The sequence below is a fragment of the Acinetobacter sichuanensis genome (assembly GCF_003024515.2).
GTDB lineage: Bacteria > Pseudomonadota > Gammaproteobacteria > Pseudomonadales > Moraxellaceae > Acinetobacter > Acinetobacter sichuanensis.
This window is the reverse complement of record NZ_PYIX02000001.1, coordinates 264,248-282,076: the sequence shown is the minus strand read 5'-3', so window position 1 is coordinate 282,076 and position 17,829 is coordinate 264,248. Positions and strand designations below refer to the sequence as shown.

The window sequence follows — 17,829 nt, the reverse complement described above, 5'->3', positions numbered from 1 at the left end:
CTCATATTTATGATGATTGAGCATTTCAGCTCTAAATAAAAATACCTTGCACAATTTGCCCTGCTTTCGGTGTTTGCCCCGCAATAATGCGAACTAAGCAATTGGCTTGCATTAAATTAGTCAACATATGTGACTGCTGTTTAGATAAACTATTTACTGTTAAAGTTGCTTGTTCAAACTGCGCTGTCATTCTTAAAAAACGATCTCTGGCATCTGCTTTTAAATCATGCTTCAACACAGCATTAAACCATTTTAAATCATGGGCTTGACCTTGTAAGGCTTGAATGAGAGTAGCCGTATAAATCTGCATCCCCACATAAACCGCAGCAGGATTTCCCGGTAAACCTAACAGATAGCAAGGTGCTTTTTGTGGGCGTTCTTGTTTTGCAAAAAACATCGGCTTCCCCGGCTTTTGCTTTACTTTCCAAAAAATTTGCTCAAAACCTAAGTTCAATGTGACTGGACGAATAAAATCATAATCACCAACTGACACGCCGCCTGTGGTCAAAATCACATCATGATCTTTTGCTAAATCTTGTAATAATGTTTTGACTGCATGTTCTGTATCAGCAACATGAAAAATTTCGACCTTTTGGTTATTTTGTTGAAACCAAGTTTGAATCAGTGGTGCATTGGCATCAAAAATTTTACCCGATGCTAAATCTTCAACATTGACAGCAACTTCATCACCTGTAATCACGACTGCAATTTTAGGATATTGAAAAACCCGAACTTGTTGTATACCCGCCATACTCAGCGCGGCAATCGCGCCTACACTGAGTTGTTGCCCTCGCTGTGCGAGGCATTGCCCGACTGCAATTTCTTCCCCTTGATCACGTGTATCTGCATGCAGTTTTAAAGTTTCTGTGAGTTCAATTTTTTGATTTTCAATGATTTTAATAATTTCTTGTCGTGCAATTGTTGTCGTACCTTCGGGTATTTGAGCACCTGTAAAAATACGTATTGCTTGACCTTGTTTTAACTGAAGCTCACTGCATTGACCTGCTTTAATTTCACCTAAAAGTTCAAATTGACAACCTATTTCAACCGTACCATTTGAACAAAGTGCGTAACCATCTACTGCACTTTGCGCAAACAAAGGCAAATCTATACTTGAATAGAGATCTTCAGCTAAGTAACGATTCAGTGCTGAATGAAGTGCTAATTGTTCTATTGCTAAAGCTTGAGTATGACTTGAAATCAATGCCAAAGCTTGCTCAATACTGATCAAACCTGACTCTGCACCACATGCTGACATTATTGATAACCTCCTGCATGTGGAATATTTTTTTGTACATCAAATAAATGCACCAAGGCAGGTAAAATTGCGGTCAATGACTCTTTCGCGCCCTGACGACTTCCCGGCAAGGTAATCACTAAACTTTGTTCAATATAACCTGCGACACCCCGACTTAAAGCAGCATAAGGCGTACGACGTTGCCCAAAACTACGTGAAGCTTCCATTAAACCCGGAATTTCACGTTTTAATAAAGGTTGCAAGGTTTCTACTGTCAAATCTTTCGGTCCTAGACCTGTGCCACCTACTGTTAAAATCAAAGGATATTGATTTTTTTGCTGTTCAATCAGTGCCAATAATTGTTCTGGTGAGTCTGGAATAACTTGATAATGAATCTGGCTAAAATTGGCTTCTTCTAAAATTTCTAAAACATTTTGCCCTGCTGTATCTGGTTTTTTCCCTGATGCGACAGTATCAGAAAGCACAATAATTGAAGCAGACAAAGACTCCTTCAATACACGAGTAAAATGCGATTTTCCACCTTTCTTTTTCTGTAATTTACACTGGTCTAAACATAAGTCTTCAGGTTCACAGTGTGGTTTTAACATATCGTACAGTGTCAAACCTGCCAAACTGACCGCGGTCAAAGCCTCCATCTCAACCCCTGTAGGACCAATCGTTTCAACTGTTGCAATAATTTCCACATGCTTTTCATGCAGTTCAAAATCGACATCAGCGCGATAAATCGGTAAAGGATGGCAAAGTGGAATCAGTTCATCTGTACGTTTTGCCGCAAGAATTCCTGCAATACGTGCTGTTTTTAAAGCATCACCTTTTTCTGTGTTTCCCTGTCTTAATAATTCAATACAATGCGGTGGTGCATGCAAAATCCCTGTTGCAATTGCGATGCGATAACTCTCAGCCTTCATACCCACATTTTTCATTTATTTATCCGTACTTTTATTTGGTTTACATATATGCTGTTTTTAGATTGTTGATCTACATTCATCCATGTTCATGATGTGAATGTGCTTGATGTTGATGTTGATGTTGATGTTGATGAGTTTGCTGCTCATCATAGTCTTTGCGAATACAACAACCTGAAACAAACTGATGGGTACCATCTGTATAAAATTCTTCTTTCCATACAGGCACTTCGTGTTTAACACGTTCGACTGCTTCTTCACAAGCGGCAAAAGCTTCACGACGATGCGCTGCATAAGCAATTGCAATAATGGCTTTTTCTCCAATTGCCAAATACCCAACTCGATGAATTACCCTGACATATTCCACTTGATATTTGATTTGAATATCCAGCTCAATTTGTCGAATCATCTTCTCTGCAATCGGTGCATATGCTGTGTACTTTAAAGCCTCTACACTACGTCCTTCATGGTGATTTCGCACTGTCCCAATAAAAATACCGATTCCACCGCAACGGGGAAATTGCTCAATCACTGCAAAATCATTCATATCTAGCGGTGTATTTTGAATACGAGCAAAAGTCATTTCATCCTCCTGCGACAGGTGACAACAGCACTAAAGTACAATCTCGCTCTAGCAAGGCTTGACGTGCGATCATCTCATCACCAATTGCACATGCACATTTTTGAATCGCTTGTTCTGCTTGAGGGTACTGGCGAATCACTTCATCAAGTACCTGTTCTACTTGAAGTGATTGTTTCGTCTTCATATCTATCATTAATGCGCTAGGTAAAAACTGAGTCACTGCACCATAAGCTTCGATTTGAACTTTGATCATCACTAATTTATCCCCCTAACATATGCATGGTAATTTTACGTGATTGTTGTTTTGCCTGAATTTCATGAAAACCTGCTGCTTTATGCCAAATATACTGTTGAATCTTTTGCGTTAATTCTGCTGTCGCCTGTATGGTTGGCTTATGTCGCCAAGTTGAAATTTCATCTTTTAATGACAAGCCATGAATTGCAAACAAACAATTATAAAGTTCACCATTTGCAGTCAAACGAATACGATCACAAGCACCGCAAAATGAATGACTAATGGTTGAAATAATTCCAATGACATAGTTTGAATCTAAATGATAATAACGTGCAGGTTCATGATTTTGAGGAATTGCATCTATTCGATATTTTTCAGCCACCACATTTAATATGTCTTGTTCTGTGACTACTTCATGGCGATGCCATTTTGCATCACCATCCAAAGGCATATATTCAATGAACCGTAGCATGATCTGTTTTTGCTGTGCCCATTCAATCAAGGGCAAAATTTGTGAGTCATTGATCCCTTTCATCAACACAGTATTGATTTTAACTTTTAGCCCAACGTCTAAAGCTTGCTCAACTCCTGCAAGTACAGGTGCTAAACTACTTTTCGTCATCTGCTGAAACTGTGTTGCATCTAGACTATCTAGGCTGATATTAATATCATCCAAACCTGCATTTTTAAGTGCTTGTGCATATTTTTTGAGATAATGCGCATTACTTGTCATCGCAACACGTTTTAAGCCTTGCGACTTTAACTGTTGTAATTGTTGAATAAAATGAACAATTCCTTGACGCATCAGCGGCTCGCCGCCTGTAAGACGAATATGCTCTATTCCGCCTTGTACCATCAATTCACAAAACTGATATAAAGACTCAAAATCCAAAAGATGCTTTTTATTCATCCATTCAGGATGTTCAGGCATGCAATACTGACATTTAAAATTACAACGATCAGTAACTGAAATTCTCAGTTTTCTTTTTTCTCTTCCGAATTGGTCCACCCAAATGGAGTTCATCCTTTGCATGAGCAATTTCTCCAATCCTGATTTTCAAAATGATTCGTATGTTCAACTCAAATTAAACGACGAAAGTTGTTGATATTGTTTCAATTCATCCATTGAATTGAGACTATGTACATAATTGTCAGCTTGTTCTATACAAAGTGCTTTGCCATTCAGCAACTTAAAACTCTGCTTCAAACTACCTTGCTGTTGTTGCATTTGTTTTTTGAGCACTGGCAACGCTTCACGCTTCATTAAACAAAACGGATATAAAGCATCTTGATTAAACTGCACATACACCACAGCACTATTGCTAGACTGCTCAAGTCGTAAATGAAGTTTTTGCAAAATATCTATTGGAATCTGTGTAATATCACACGGAATAAACAATACATAATCTGCTGTTGTATATTGCCAAGCACTTATCATGCCAATCAATGGTCCTAAAAAACCTGTGCATTCATCTGTAAAACACGCAATATTTTTATCAATTTTTTGATATTCCTCATCATCCCGATGACTATTCACCCAAATTTTGGCAACATCTTGCCGAAAATGCTGACAGATTTTTTCTAACTGGATTTGCCCATCAAAATTCATTAATAACTTATTTTTCCCTTGCATGCGTCGAGCTTGACCACCCGCCAAGATCACTAAATCGGTTTGAGGAAAATCATTTTTCAACATTGATTTTATTTCATTATTAATATTTTTTAACATTTAAAATCAACCCTCTACGGCTAAGTCAAATGAGGCAGTTGGGTATAGACTGAAAACCGCTGTTCACGACAAAAACTTGCTAACGTTAAGCCTGCTTGTTGAGCCAAATCAATCGCTAAACTACTAGGTGCAGAAATGGTGGCAAGCATGGCAATATTGAATTGCACACATTTTCGAATTAATTCATAACTGGCACGGCTGCTCATCAGTACAAAACCTTGTGTAACATCAATCTCATGTTTTGCCATATAACCCAAAAGCTTATCTAAAGCATTATGGCGACCAACATCTTCGCATAATGCAATAACGATACCATCTTCCACCCATGCGGCGGCATGTGCTGCACCTGTTAAGCTGCCAAGTACTTGTTTATCATTAAATTGACCAATTGCAGACTCAATTTCGCCGAGCCATTTTTTATTAAATGGCGTATTCACAACAGCTCCAAGCTGCAATTGTTGTAAACTTTCAATACCACATAAACCACAACCACTTCGCCCAGTCATATTACGGCGCTGCTGTTTTAATAAAGCAAAGGCACGTGCAGAAATTGTCATTTCGATGCTAACCCCCTCCTGATGCTGCTGTATTTCGATTGCATATAACGCACTTAGGTCAGAAATAATTCCTTCTGACAGGCTAAAACCAATTGCAAACTCGGTTAAATTTACTGCGGTCATCATCATCACAACATGACTAATTCCGTTATAAACCAATGCCACTGCAACTTCTTGAAAAATATGTTCTTGTTTATGAAATACTTGTTGGTCACGATATTGCACCACACAATGCAATTGTGCTGCCATCAACTGTTCTGACGGTTGTAATACGGCTTGCCCATGCATCTCATCACTCAATATCTGCATATCAACTCTCCAATGCGGCTGGCTCTAAATTAGTTGAATCCGTTGGTGCAGAAGTTGGATGTAAAATCACTGGAATATTTTTTGAAGCAGGGATTTTGGCACGTTGATCATGGCTACTCAAAGCCACTAAAGGATTCGTTTCAGGATAATATGCACCCAAACACCCACGGGGAATATCATAGGAAACTATTCTGAACTGGTGGACGATACGCTTTACACCATCAGAAAAAATACTCTCAATATCAACATATTGATCTGCAACCAATCCAGCCTCTGCAATATCCAGTTCATTCATAAACAATACGCGTCGCAATCCGAACACACCACGATAACGATCATCAAGCCCATATAAAGTTGTGTTGTATTGATCATGAGAACGCATGGTCATGAGGGTATAGACTTTTTGTTGTTGATATTGCGCACTAAATTGATGCTCGGTATCTTCATACACCGCTTTTAATGGCGTGATCATAAATTGGGCTTTACCCGTTTGCGTACGCCAATGATGAATATTTGCAGGATGCTCCAAATGGAATCCACCAGGTTGATACACTCTTTGATTAAAATCTTTAAAATCATCAAAAACTTCTGCAATCGCATCACGTATACGATCATAACTTTCAATATACCAACGCCATTTTATGCTACTGTTCGCTAAGACTTTTTCAGCCAAACGCGCCACGATATCAGGCTCTGAAAGTAACATTTCTGAAGCAGGCTCATTACGCCCTGCGGATAAATGTACATTACTCATCGAATCTTCAACTGAAATCGATTGCTGACCATGTACTTGTAGGTCTAGCTCAGTACGTCCCAGACATGGCAGAATTAATGCCTCTTGACCACAGGTTAAATGGCTTCGATTTAACTTAGTTGCTACATGTGCGGTCAGTTCGCACTGCTTCAGTGCATAATACGTATAGTGTGTATCTGGGGTTGCTTCAGAAAAATTTCCTCCCATCGCAAAAAAGACTTTAATGCGTTTTTCTGCCATGGCTTTAATACTTTCTACCACGCCTAAACCATGTTTACGTGGAAATGGTGTTGCAAAAACTTGCTCTAATCGATCTAACAAAGCATCTGAAGGATGCTCATTGATCCCCATTGTACGATCACCTTGCACATTACTATGACCACGTACAGGACATGCTCCAGCACCTTGACGTCCAATATGACCACGACTCAGTAATAAATTACTTAACATATGGATATTGGCAACCCCATGACGATGCTGTGTCATCCCCATTCCCCAACAAAAGATAACGCGTTTGGCATCTTTAAACATCTGTGCGAGTTGCAGTAATTCTGGCTCAGTGAGACCCGTATGTGCATGAATATCTTGCCATGCAGTTGCAGCAACTTCTTGTAAAATATCATCAAAATATGCAGTATTTTGGACAATAAAAGCCTCATCAAAAATAGTCGCTTGTCCCGATTTTTTTGCTTCTTGATCCCACTCATACAAATGCTTAAACATTCCCACTAAAACCGCATAATCCCCTCCAATCTTTGGCTGAAAATAATTACGACTGATCGGGGTACTGCCATTGGTGATCATTTCCAATTTATTTTGCGGATCTTGAAAACGCTGTAAGCCTCTTTCTTTCAAAGGATTAATTGAAATAATATTCACACCACGTTTATAAGCAGCACTCAAAGTGCTTAACATTCGTGGATGGTTCGTGCCTGGATTTTGCCCAAAGATAAATATTGCATCTGTATGTTCAAAATCTTCTAGAGTCACAGTACCTTTACCCAGACCAATGGTATCGCCTAAACCAACACTGGTGGCTTCATGGCACATATTGGAGCAGTCTGGAAAGTTATTGGTTCCAAAACTTCGCACAAAAAGCTGATATAAAAAAGCGGCTTCATTACTGGTACGCCCTGATGTATAAAATGTGGCTTGGTCTGGATGCGCTAAAGCATTTAGTTTTTTTGCGACAAGTTCAAATGCAGCGTCCCAACTGATGGGTACATAATGGTCTGTCTTAGCGTCATAGTACATAGGTTCAGTCAAACGACCTTGTGATTCTAAAAAATAATCACTTTGTTGCTTTAACCATGACACTGAATGTCCAGCAAAAAACTGAGCATCAACACGTTTACTGGTGGCTTCAAAAGCGATTGCTTTTGCACCATTTTCACAAAAGTTAAAGGTATGCGTATGTTTTTGCTCTGGCCACGCACACCCCGGACAATCAAATCCAGTGGGTTGGTTGGCATTCAATAAAGTAATCGCCCCTCTTGTGACCACTGCTTGCTTTTTCAAGTTACGCGCAACACTCAGTAAAGCCCCCCAACCACCTGCAGCATGATGATAAGGCTCAATTTTAGAATAGACTCTAACTTTAGTACTTTCACTGATTTGCTCATCATGTTGCATCATAACTTTCCCTGTTTAATTTTGTTTTAACTGATGAATTTAACAACTACCTATTTTCTATGCAGACCATAACTCAATAAAAAATCATCTGAACTTTGCTTGATTCTATCCATAAATACTGAGCAAAATTTATCTGACTACAAAATACCCACCAAAAGCGATGATCATCAATGGTTAAAAATACCTTTCTGAGTTTTTTATGTGAAAAATTTATTATTTTTATAGTTTCATATACTTAAATAAAATCTAGGCTTTATAGTCAAATAAAGCCTAGACCATCGTCAAAGATTAATTTTCTATCAAATACTATTTTTCAGGTTGCCCAATACAATCACCATAAAAACAAATGCGTTGTGTGTAGTTATAACGCGCAGGCGCTTCAACAACACCCACTCGTTTGGCATATTGTTGCCATTGTTTACTCATTTTCGTCACTTGTTCAGGAAACTGTTGTGCCACATCAACTTTCATTGCAGGGTCAGTATCACGGTTAAAAAGCTGCCATGAGCCTGTTCCATAAGGTTTTGCTTGTTCAAGCAACACCCAGTTACGATCATGTATCACTTTACGGTTATTAAACTCCCAATTAAGTGTCCGATTTTTTAACTGCTTATTTTTAAAAATATTTGCAAATGAAACACCCTCAAATTTTAAACTTTTATCCTGCTGTACATGACGAATACCTGCATAATCTAGAACTGTAGGTACAAAATCCATAACATGCAGATTTTCATTTTTCATAATACCTGCTGGAATTTTCTTTGGATAACTCATAATCGCAGGGACATGAATTCCACCATCAGCTAAAAACCCTTTGGTATATGGATATGGTGTCGCTGCAACTTGTGCCCATTGTGGACCCAACGCGATATATGAACCTTTACGTCCCATATTTTCAAGTGAATTATCAAATGAAGAGTTTACCCATGCCATAAAACCGTCACTTTCATCTAGTCCTTGAATATCAGAAACTTCAGGTCCATTATCAGAAATAAACAATACAATTGTATTATCTAACTCATTCTTTTCTTTAAGATAGTTTAATATTTTTCCAATATTTGCATCCATGTTGTCAATCATGGCTGCATAAACTTGCATCGCTTTTGTTTCACGTGCTTGTTGCTCGGCTGTTAAGGCTTCCCAAGGCTTTAATTGTTGCTCAAAAGGATTATTAGCCTGAGTATTTTGAGGAATGATACCCTGTTGTTTTAAACGTGCTAAACGATTTTGACGAATCGCTTCATAGCCATCTTTATATTGACCTTTATATTTTTCAATATATTGATCTGGAGCTTGTAGTGGCCAATGTGCAGAAGTTAATGCTAAATAGGCAAAAAATGGTTTTTCTTTATCACGTGATGTTTCCAAAAAATTCAACATTTTATTGGTATAATAATCTGTAGAATAAAAATCATTGGGTAAACTCACCTTTTTTCCATTTTCTAAATAAATCGGATCATAATTCAGTAAAAGTGGAGTTTCATCAAAATGCCCAGCGCCACCTTGTAATAAAACAAATGACTGATCAAAACCACGTGCAGACGGAATTAATTCTGGTTTTTTACCTAAATGCCATTTACCACTCATAAAAGATTGATAACCATTTTGATGTAAAATTTCTGCTAATGTTGCAGCTTTATGATTCAAAACTCCCTGATAACCTTCATTCCCCTCATGCTCAGGCTGCAAGAGTTCAGCCATTGTCCCCATTCCAACTTGATGATTATCTTGACCTGTCAGCAACATTGAACGTGTCACTGAACAAGTTGGACCAGAATAAAAGTTTGAAAGTGTTGCACCTTGTTGTGCTAATTTTTGCAAATTTGGGGTTTGAATCTCACTACCAAAAGGCTGAATATCAGAAAATCCAACATCATCCGCCACAATCAAGAGAACATTTGGTTTTTTTGCAAGGGCAAAAGGTGAGCACATCAAAACTGAGACCAATAGCGCACCATATTTTTTTACTTTCATTCATCATTCCTTTGAATATAGACCGATTTAAAACTTAAATTGCGTTGTCACACTTAAATAGTTATTGGTTTTTCCACCTGTTTCCTTTAATGCTTGCGCTGCATCAACATTGGAAAATAAAAGATTAAAATTCAGATTACGGTTATATTGATAATCCAGTTCTACCTCAGTAATGCCTGCAATCTCTTTAGATTTGGTTTGATCATGTTCATTCCATGCAATACCAGAAGGTGCATGATAAATTGCATCATTATTTTTGTGTTTTTTCAGTACGCCATAAGACGTTTTCAAATTCATATTTGGCAAGAGATCCAAAGCAAATGTTGGCTTGATAAATATCGCATTCATTAAGCCAAATTCTGCTGCACCACTAAATAATGCAGTACGTGGAAATGGAGACTCGAAAGTCTTTAGGCGCTGATCTTGTAAGTCATTATCCCCACTAAACAGCATGCTTTGTAGAGATAAATGAGGATTGAGTTTTTGCTCAAAGTGATAGCCGACTTGAGAAAAAGCAGCATAGGCACGAATATTTTTATCGCCATAATCACCAAACTGGCGGATATACTCAAAATCATAATCAATATTTTCTTTTTGCCCAAATACACGAGCACCTATACTTTTTCGGTTCTGTACATCTGCACCATCAGTAAAAATACGCTGATCATGATGCATATCAAAATAGTACAGATCTAATTTTGCTTGGTTTGTAGGTTGCTCTAATATTTTACTATTAAAATAAATACCTTTTAACTCTCGACTCTCATCTGTTTTATCGTCAAAAGAACCTCTTTGAAATTTAACAGGCTTAACATCAAACACATCAATTTTTATCTGATCTCGATAGTTAAACCACGTTGCTAAACCATCATAATTATATTGAACATTACTACCATCACGTGTGGAAACAAGAATTTTACTTCCTAATGGCATCACAAAACGTCCAGGTCTCAATGTCAATTGAAGATTTTCTGTGATTGGTAGTCTATAATCGACAAAAAATTGTTGAATATCAAAAGCATCATAATTTGCTGGTGTAGGTACTTCTGCATCAAATGCCCAATTATCACCCAGTTCTAAAAACATTCTAAAGTTTTGTTGTAGATGTAAATCACCAAATAATCGCAAACGCTGTGCAACTGATTCATTACGGTCTTGAGGCGTTAAATTTGCTGTAGCATGATTTAAATATTCATACATCCAGCGAGCTTCCCCACCCAATGTGATATAGTTTTCAGCATCATTTCCTAAAGGTATATAGTTCAAACGCTCATTCCAAGTGCCTTGTCTATTTTCACTTTTACTTAAATAAAAATAATCATTATTCCAAGCCAAAAAACGAGGACCACCTAAATCTTTTGGAATCTCAACGATTGGAATATGATCTTCAGCATAAACATGTGTAATACATGAAAATAAAGAAATCACTGCTAAAACTTTCATTTTCATTGTGACAACATCCTTGTCATTTTTCACTTTAATTAATATATTAACTAAAATCAAGTGCCTTATTTAAACGATTAAAATAAACAAGGTTCATCTATACAGATCAACCTTGTTTTAATGCCTATGATTTATCAATATTCATATTAATGTTGTGAAGGTGTTTTATGCTCTTCACTTTCTAATGTTGGCGTACTATCAAAGAAGTTCCACGGCTTTAACATGGTATAAACCCATTCTGTTGGCATAATTGGCCATTCTTCTGCACGTGCAACATGCGTCGTTCCTGTGGTCATCCACACAACTAAGTCTTTGTTTTTAATATTGTCATTATTTGCAATAAACTGCCCTAAACCCGTATCACGATCTGAACGATTTGAGTATTTACCTTCAGGAAATTTCTCATTTTCATCACGTTTAGTGACCCAAATTTGTTTATCCATAAAACTTAAACGCTTAAATAGCCATTCATCCGCAGCAAAATTTGCCCCTTTCGCAATAGGATGCGTACCTCCTGCAAATGGAATAACTTGATAAGACACAGGATTACCCAGTTTATTTTCTTTGTTGGCATTGCTTAATAAGCGAATCGTAGATGGATCAAACTTTTGTACTGCTTCCTTTTCAGTATCAACTGTTCTCTCCTTAACTTCCATTGCGCTAGTGCGTGGTCCACCACGCGTATTTTTTACGACCACTGGATCCATCTCGACAAAATTATTATTTTCGCCATCGACATCTAGATCTAAACGGAAGTTATAAATATGTTGGTGCGTTGTCCCTACTATATTGTGATCAATTAACGTTCCATAACGTGTATCTTCTTTAGCAGTTGCGTCATGCATCGTTTTCGCTTGTACACCTTTTACTGCTTCAATACCTGTTGCACCTGCATTAATTCCAATAATCCCGTTATTATTAAAAACCCAATCAAAAATATAATCATAGTTTCCAACTGTACTAATCCAACGCACCACCAATTCACGGCGCTCAGCACTAATATTCGGCTGATTCATTTCTTGATGTTTAAATTCAGGACCAGCATAACGTTCAAAAATTGCAATGGCATTTGGAATAACACGCGGTTGACCTGTATAGTCAGCAATCACAGCATCTAAAAGAACAGCATTATTGGGTGCATCCACACCCTTTTCAATCGATGACGTTAAAGTTCCCATGCCATATTCACCCGAATCTAAATAGGATTTAAAGTACCATCCCATATCAGGATCGCCATAAGGCACAACCATCCCACCTAAATTCCCCTCATACATGACTTTACGTTTGACGCCTTTGTCCTTATAAGTTGCTGTTGAAATTTGCAAACCTACACGTGAGTCTAAACCTACATGAAAACACCATGGTCCCCAATGAATCGTTTGCCCAGTAATCGAGAAATTTTTACCATCAGGTTCTGTGACATTTAATGCTTTAAATTGTTTTTGGTTTTTAATGGCAATTGGGTTTGGCTGCATAGGTACAGGAATAATCGAACCTTCCTCTAGCTTTACAATTTTCTTATTTTCTAAATCAACCACAGCCACTAAGTTTTCAATCGGATGCGCCCAATAGTTGCCATCACCTGTATCTAAATACGATACGACTTTTAAGACGTTTAACTCACGATCTAAACCATCTTTGCCACCAAAAAAACCCACAGTCAGCGGCGTCGTCACCACTTTGGAAACATCCTGAATTCCACGTTTTGCTAAGGCTTTTTTATAGGCTGCATCTTTAGTCACAATTTCTTGTACTGCAACCATGTCATCATATAAAACCATACCATGTGTATTTTCAAGCACATTCCATTGTGTGACTTGCTTTGTTTTCAAATCCACAGCACCTTCAATCACTTGTTTACCTTTAAGCAAGGTAAAAATAGCAACACGGTCTTCGTCATATGCTTTATGATTTAAAAATGCATCCCAAACTTTTGATTTTTCAGGTTCTTTTAATTTAATTTCTGAAAATCGCATATTATTATATGCATATTTAGATTGTTTAATCGCTTCAAAGCTTTGTGAAATTTCTTGTGAAGTTAAACCATTTAACGGATGTGGTGCTGCCTCGACTTTAAATGTTTGATCTAAACCTGACTGAAAAATTTCTGTAGCAAACTCCTTACTGACAATCGGTTTACCTTCTTTGATCAGCAACGGAACACTCACTTTTAACGGTTTTCCATTGACTAAAACAATATCAGAATTCGGTTTTGCTCGAACAATTAAGGAGCCTTTAGAAATGGTATAACTATTTGTAAATTCATCTTTTTGTACATCGGCACCAAAATCTGTCATATTTTGATAAAGCGGTACCATTTCAGCAGCTTGTCCATGTGCTAAAACGTGTTGATTCATACTCAATAATGCTGTAGCAACAGCTAAATTTACACCTAACCATTTTTTTAATGATCGCGTGATTGCATTATATTGCATTGTCTTATATCCATTTAAACAAACTTATACAGTTAAATTAAATGAATCAAGCTGAGAATAAATCATCCTTGAGAATGATTTATCTCAAAAAATTACAGAGTAATTCTTGTCTACTTTTTACATTGGTTTTTTGATAAATATGTTGAATATGCGTTTTGACTGTTGCCAAACTACAGTTTAATTTTTCAGCAATCAAACCACTTTCTAAACCATTAAATAACTCTTCTAAAACGACAATCTCTTTTTTAGTTAAATTAAATTTTTCCATAAAAAAATGTTTATCGACTGTATCCATATGATGCTGAAAATATTTTTCAGATAAAAAATAGAAAGATTTCAATATTTTTTTATCTTGCTCTGTAAATTTTTTTTGATTATTTTCTCGCACAATACTTAAACCAGCGATTGGCTCACCATTACGCTTTCTAAAAAATATTTCTGCGGTATCTACAATATCCCAACGTTGCATAAAATCTAAATATTCTTCATTTGACTCATGCTCACCTAAAAACTCAACATGTGTATGATGGTCTGAATAAAAATGACGAAAACATACAGGGTCTTGTTGTATTTTTTTTCCGAGATATTCATCTAAAGAGTTTTTGGAAATATTAAATAAATGATAATTATGTGTGTGGTTAATATTATCAATTGAATATAATAAATAACCATCTATATCTAAAACACGTTGAACTTGTTCAACAAAGTTCTCACCAAACTGTGTTAAAAACTGCTGATTGAGCATAAATTTCCTTCCTTTTTAGAAAATTTATTAAGACCAATGGGGCGAAAAAAGCCTTTTGCATCCTGCAAAAGGCGATTTATTCTCGCTATTTTGTAATATGAATCGCTTGTTTTTTCGTGAACAATAATAACCCACTCAAACCAAATGAATAACCCAAACCTGATAATTTCCAACCACCAAATGGTGCAGCAGGTGATAAATCTGAGTGGCTATTGATCCATACGGTTCCTGTTTCAAGTCGACTGGAAATCTGCTGCGCTTGCTCAAGATCTTTTGACCAAACTGAGCCACCTAAACCAAAAGATGTATGATTCGCTGCATAAATTGCATCTTCAACTTGGCTAAATTTCACAATTGGCAACACAGGACCAAACTGTTCTTCATCAACTAAGGCAATGCCTGCATTGACATTGGTCACTAAAGTTGGACGAATATAATAGCCTTTTTCAGTTTCTTGATTTTGTTGGGTAATAATTTCTCCACCTTGTGCCACAGCATCATCAATTAAAGATTTTACTTTTTGATATTGCATACGGTTTTGAATAGGTCCAAAAGTTGTATTTTCATCTAGACCATCACCCACGACTTGTGCATCTGCAAGTTCTGCCAATTTTTGGGTCAATTGATCATACACATCTTCATGTACATACAAACGTTTTAATGCAGCACACGTTTGTCCCATATTCAAAAATGCAGAACCAAAAATACGTGGTGCAATTTCATTCACATCCACATCATTTAATACAATACCAATATCATTTCCACCCAACTCAAGTACGACGCCTTTGAGCGATGCAACTGAATGACTTAGAATACTTTGTCCTGTTCGTGTTGAACCCGTAAATGTGACTTTTGCAACATCTGGATGCTCACTTAACGCCTGCCCAACGCCCCCTTGACCTAAGACAATATTACACACACCTTGTGGTAAATGACGATTCATGATCTCGATGAGTTTAATGGTACTCAGTGGCGTATATTCTGATGGTTTATTGACAATACAATTTTTCGCTTTTAATGCAGGAAATAAATGCCAAATCACAATCATAAAAGGCCAATTCCACGGTGTAATGGAGGCAATCACACCCAATGGTCGGTTAAATACTTGTATGGTTTTGCCACTTGGATCATCTATTGTTTCTACAGGAATATTCAAGCTTAAAATATATTCGATCCAGTTTGCACCTGCTTCTACTTCAAACTGTGCCAAAGCTAAAGGTTTACCTTGTTCCAAAGTAATTAAACGTGCAATTTCACTTTGTTCATGACGAATATCCGCCACAATTTTTGTGAAAATTGTATTTATTTCTTCATCTGAAATAAATTGCCATGTTTTAAATGCTTGAGCAGCTGCTTGAATTGCTTGGTTTACCTGTTCGACTGAAGCACTTGCCACTGTTGCAATAACCTGTTCATTTGCAGGATTTAATACCTCGAAAGTATCCGCAGCTCCTTGCACTTGTATCCCATTGATGAGCATATTTGTATTCATTACGATTCGTCCTTTGTCTTTTATCATTCATGATTTTATCGATGATATTTTTTGCACCAGTCATCCTTAAGGATGATTTTAAGCTAAAGATCTATTTATTTATCTCATAATATTTAATTTCATAACATATATCTCATAGCACTTCACTTAAGTACGTTGCATTAACAAATCAACGCCTTTTTCTGCAACAGCAATGGTCGGTGCATTGGTATTTCCACTTGGAATTGATGGAAATACAGAACAATCTATTACGCATAGATTTTCTATACCATGCACTTTTAACTGAAGATCAACCACAGAATAACGTTGATCAGTCCCCATGCGGCATGTTCCAACAGGATGATAAGTTGTTTTACATGTGCCACGAATGAACTCAATCAATGCTTGATCATTCTGATGAGAACTTTGAGGAGGTGAAAATACCTGATCCAACAAAGGTTCAAAAGATGGCATTTTTAATAGTGCTAAACCAAATTTTGTTGCACGAAGCATACCTTGAATATCATCAGGATGACTCAGTAAGTTTGCTTGAATTTTCACACTATCATGTGGATTTTTACTTTTTAAGAAAATTTCTCCACGAGATTTTGGACGTAAAAAACAATTTTTCAGGGTAATTCCATGTGTTTTTCCTTTTCCAAGTCCATCAGGATCGTCCCATGTATCTAAGCCCGGCAAAAAATGAGCTTGTACATCTGGTCGACCTTCTTGATGAGTATCAATAAATGCGCCTCCCTCAAGAATATTAGAAGATACAACACCTGTTCGTGTAAATACCCACTGCGCGCCATTTTTTATTTTTTTAAATCCTAAATTTTGCCCATAAAGTGAAATAGGTTGCTTCGTTTCGGCATTAATCGATACATGTAAATGATCATGATAATTTTGCCCGACAGGTAAGTCCTGAATCGTTGTGATTCCCACATCATTTAAATGATTTTTAGGACCAATTCCAGAAAGCATTAAAATCTTAGGTGTACCGATCGATCCTGCACTTAAAACAATCTGTTTACGCGCTTTAAAAATATGTTTTTTACCTGCAATTTCACATTCAATTGCACAGGCTTTTTGATTTTCCACAACGACTTGATGCACTAAAACATTTAATTTAAGCGTTAATTGAGGATGATTCTGTACTAATTTTAAATAGGTTTGCGAAACACTCGCTCTTTCACCATTTTGTGTAGTGGTTTGAAAAAACCCGACACCTTGCTGTTTATGCCCATTAAAATCATTAACATAAGGCAAACCTAACTCTTGACCTGCTTTAATAAAGACTTGAGTAAGCGGATGTCGATAGCGATTTTCACTTACAGACAATGGTCCTGTCGTTCCATGATAAGGCTCAGATAAACTTTCATTTTTTTCTGCTTTTTTAAAGTAAGGTAATAGCGCATTAAAGTCCCAACCTGCACATCCATCTTCTTGAGCCCACGAATCATAATCTTCTTGCTGCCCTCGAATATAAATCATGCCATTGACTGAGCTACTGCCTCCTAATACTTTTCCTTGTGCGCAAGTCATACGACGTTGATGGGTATTTTCATCAGGTTCTGTCGTGTAATCCCATGTTTTTGTTGGAATCACTTCCGAAACACCCGCAGGCATTTTGATGAGAATATTATCATCACTACCACCTGCTTCAAGTAACAGTACACTTCCTTTATTTTCTTGTATTAGACGTGTTGCAACCACACACCCTGCTGAACCCGCACCACATACAATATAATCATATTCTTGCATACATACCATCCAATGTTTCACTTATCATTTTTTCA

14 protein-coding genes are annotated in these 17,829 nt (G+C 37.1%); all 14 read right to left on the bottom strand.

Features of this window, described 5'->3' with window-relative positions; genetic code table 11:
- Positions 1-31: 31 nt before the first annotated feature.
- The 14 genes from C9E89_RS01330 to C9E89_RS01265 all read right to left on the bottom strand — a co-directional run bounded on the left by C9E89_RS01330 (position 32) and on the right by C9E89_RS01265 (position 17,794).
- A complete protein-coding gene (locus tag C9E89_RS01330; RefSeq protein ID WP_107006632.1) occupies positions 32-1,258 on the bottom strand; it encodes a molybdopterin molybdotransferase MoeA in 1,227 nt (408 codons plus the stop codon).
- The gene (moaCB, locus tag C9E89_RS01325; RefSeq protein ID WP_107006631.1) at positions 1,258-2,181 is read right to left on the bottom strand and encodes a bifunctional molybdenum cofactor biosynthesis protein MoaC/MoaB; all 924 of its coding nucleotides are present in this window, start codon (positions 2,179-2,181) and stop codon (positions 1,258-1,260) included. The genes C9E89_RS01330 and moaCB overlap by 1 nt, the downstream gene beginning before the upstream one ends.
- 61 nt (positions 2,182-2,242) lie before the next feature.
- Positions 2,243-2,746 (bottom strand): molybdenum cofactor biosynthesis protein MoaE, encoded by a 504-nt coding sequence (locus C9E89_RS01320; protein ID WP_107006630.1) that lies wholly within the window; start codon positions 2,744-2,746, stop codon positions 2,243-2,245.
- Between the two features lies 1 nt (position 2,747).
- Complete coding sequence (locus tag C9E89_RS01315) at positions 2,748-2,999, bottom strand: MoaD/ThiS family protein (protein WP_107006629.1); 252 nt, start codon at positions 2,997-2,999, stop codon at positions 2,748-2,750.
- A gap of 7 nt (positions 3,000-3,006) precedes the next feature.
- Positions 3,007-4,014 (bottom strand): GTP 3',8-cyclase MoaA, encoded by a 1,008-nt coding sequence (gene moaA / locus C9E89_RS01310; protein ID WP_107006628.1) that lies wholly within the window; start codon positions 4,012-4,014, stop codon positions 3,007-3,009.
- 42 nt (positions 4,015-4,056) lie between these two features.
- On the bottom strand, positions 4,057-4,674 hold the full coding sequence (mobA, locus tag C9E89_RS01305; RefSeq protein ID WP_107006662.1) for a molybdenum cofactor guanylyltransferase: 618 nt from the start codon (positions 4,672-4,674) through the stop codon (positions 4,057-4,059).
- Between the two features lie 56 nt (positions 4,675-4,730).
- Entirely contained in the window at positions 4,731-5,516 is a 786-nt protein-coding gene (gene fdhD / locus C9E89_RS01300) for a formate dehydrogenase accessory sulfurtransferase FdhD (RefSeq protein WP_107006661.1), read from the bottom strand.
- A 61-nt stretch (positions 5,517-5,577) separates the two neighbouring features.
- Positions 5,578-7,962: an FdhF/YdeP family oxidoreductase gene (locus C9E89_RS01295; RefSeq protein ID WP_107006627.1), complete on the bottom strand. Its 2,385-nt coding sequence runs from the start codon at positions 7,960-7,962 to the stop codon at positions 5,578-5,580.
- 306 nt (positions 7,963-8,268) lie between these two features.
- Positions 8,269-9,936, bottom strand: a complete 1,668-nt coding sequence (locus tag C9E89_RS01290) for an arylsulfatase (protein WP_107006626.1) — start codon at positions 9,934-9,936, stop codon at positions 8,269-8,271.
- Between the two features lie 27 nt (positions 9,937-9,963).
- Entirely contained in the window at positions 9,964-11,385 is a 1,422-nt protein-coding gene (locus C9E89_RS01285) for an alginate export family protein (RefSeq protein WP_107006625.1), read from the bottom strand.
- 140 nt (positions 11,386-11,525) lie between these two features.
- Positions 11,526-13,814 (bottom strand): primary-amine oxidase, encoded by a 2,289-nt coding sequence (tynA, locus tag C9E89_RS01280; RefSeq protein WP_107006624.1) that lies wholly within the window; start codon positions 13,812-13,814, stop codon positions 11,526-11,528.
- Positions 13,815-13,893: 79 nt separating this feature from the next.
- Entirely contained in the window at positions 13,894-14,559 is a 666-nt protein-coding gene (locus tag C9E89_RS01275) for a helix-turn-helix transcriptional regulator (protein ID WP_107006623.1), read from the bottom strand.
- Between the two features lie 85 nt (positions 14,560-14,644).
- Complete coding sequence (locus C9E89_RS01270; protein WP_107006622.1) at positions 14,645-16,051, bottom strand: aldehyde dehydrogenase family protein; 1,407 nt, start codon at positions 16,049-16,051, stop codon at positions 14,645-14,647.
- 147 nt (positions 16,052-16,198) lie between these two features.
- Positions 16,199-17,794: a GMC family oxidoreductase gene (locus C9E89_RS01265; protein ID WP_107006621.1), complete on the bottom strand. Its 1,596-nt coding sequence runs from the start codon at positions 17,792-17,794 to the stop codon at positions 16,199-16,201.
- Positions 17,795-17,829 lie beyond the last annotated feature (35 nt).

Bases quoted from the DNA above. Each gene is read 5' to 3' on its own strand.
- C9E89_RS01330 (WP_107006632.1), bottom strand. From the start codon at position 1,258: ATGTCAGCATGTGGTGCAGAGTCAGGTTTGATCAGTATTGAGCAAGCT.
- moaCB (WP_107006631.1), bottom strand. From the start codon at position 2,181: ATGAAAAATGTGGGTATGAAGGCTGAGAGTTATCGCATCGCAATTGCA.
- C9E89_RS01320 (WP_107006630.1), bottom strand. From the start codon at position 2,746: ATGACTTTTGCTCGTATTCAAAATACACCGCTAGATATGAATGATTTT.
- C9E89_RS01315 (WP_107006629.1), bottom strand. From the start codon at position 2,999: ATGATCAAAGTTCAAATCGAAGCTTATGGTGCAGTGACTCAGTTTTTA.
- moaA (WP_107006628.1), bottom strand. From the start codon at position 4,014: ATGCAAAGGATGAACTCCATTTGGGTGGACCAATTCGGAAGAGAAAAA.
- fdhD (WP_107006661.1), bottom strand. From the start codon at position 5,516: ATGGCAGCACAATTGCATTGTGTGGTGCAATATCGTGACCAACAAGTA.
- C9E89_RS01295 (WP_107006627.1), bottom strand. From the start codon at position 7,962: ATGCAACATGATGAGCAAATCAGTGAAAGTACTAAAGTTAGAGTCTAT.
- C9E89_RS01290 (WP_107006626.1), bottom strand. From the start codon at position 9,936: ATGAAAGTAAAAAAATATGGTGCGCTATTGGTCTCAGTTTTGATGTGC.
- C9E89_RS01285 (WP_107006625.1), bottom strand. From the start codon at position 11,385: ATGAAAATGAAAGTTTTAGCAGTGATTTCTTTATTTTCATGTATTACA.
- tynA (WP_107006624.1), bottom strand. From the start codon at position 13,814: ATGCAATATAATGCAATCACGCGATCATTAAAAAAATGGTTAGGTGTA.
- C9E89_RS01275 (WP_107006623.1), bottom strand. From the start codon at position 14,559: ATGCTCAATCAGCAGTTTTTAACACAGTTTGGTGAGAACTTTGTTGAA.
- C9E89_RS01270 (WP_107006622.1), bottom strand. From the start codon at position 16,051: ATGAATACAAATATGCTCATCAATGGGATACAAGTGCAAGGAGCTGCG.
- C9E89_RS01265 (WP_107006621.1), bottom strand. From the start codon at position 17,794: ATGCAAGAATATGATTATATTGTATGTGGTGCGGGTTCAGCAGGGTGT.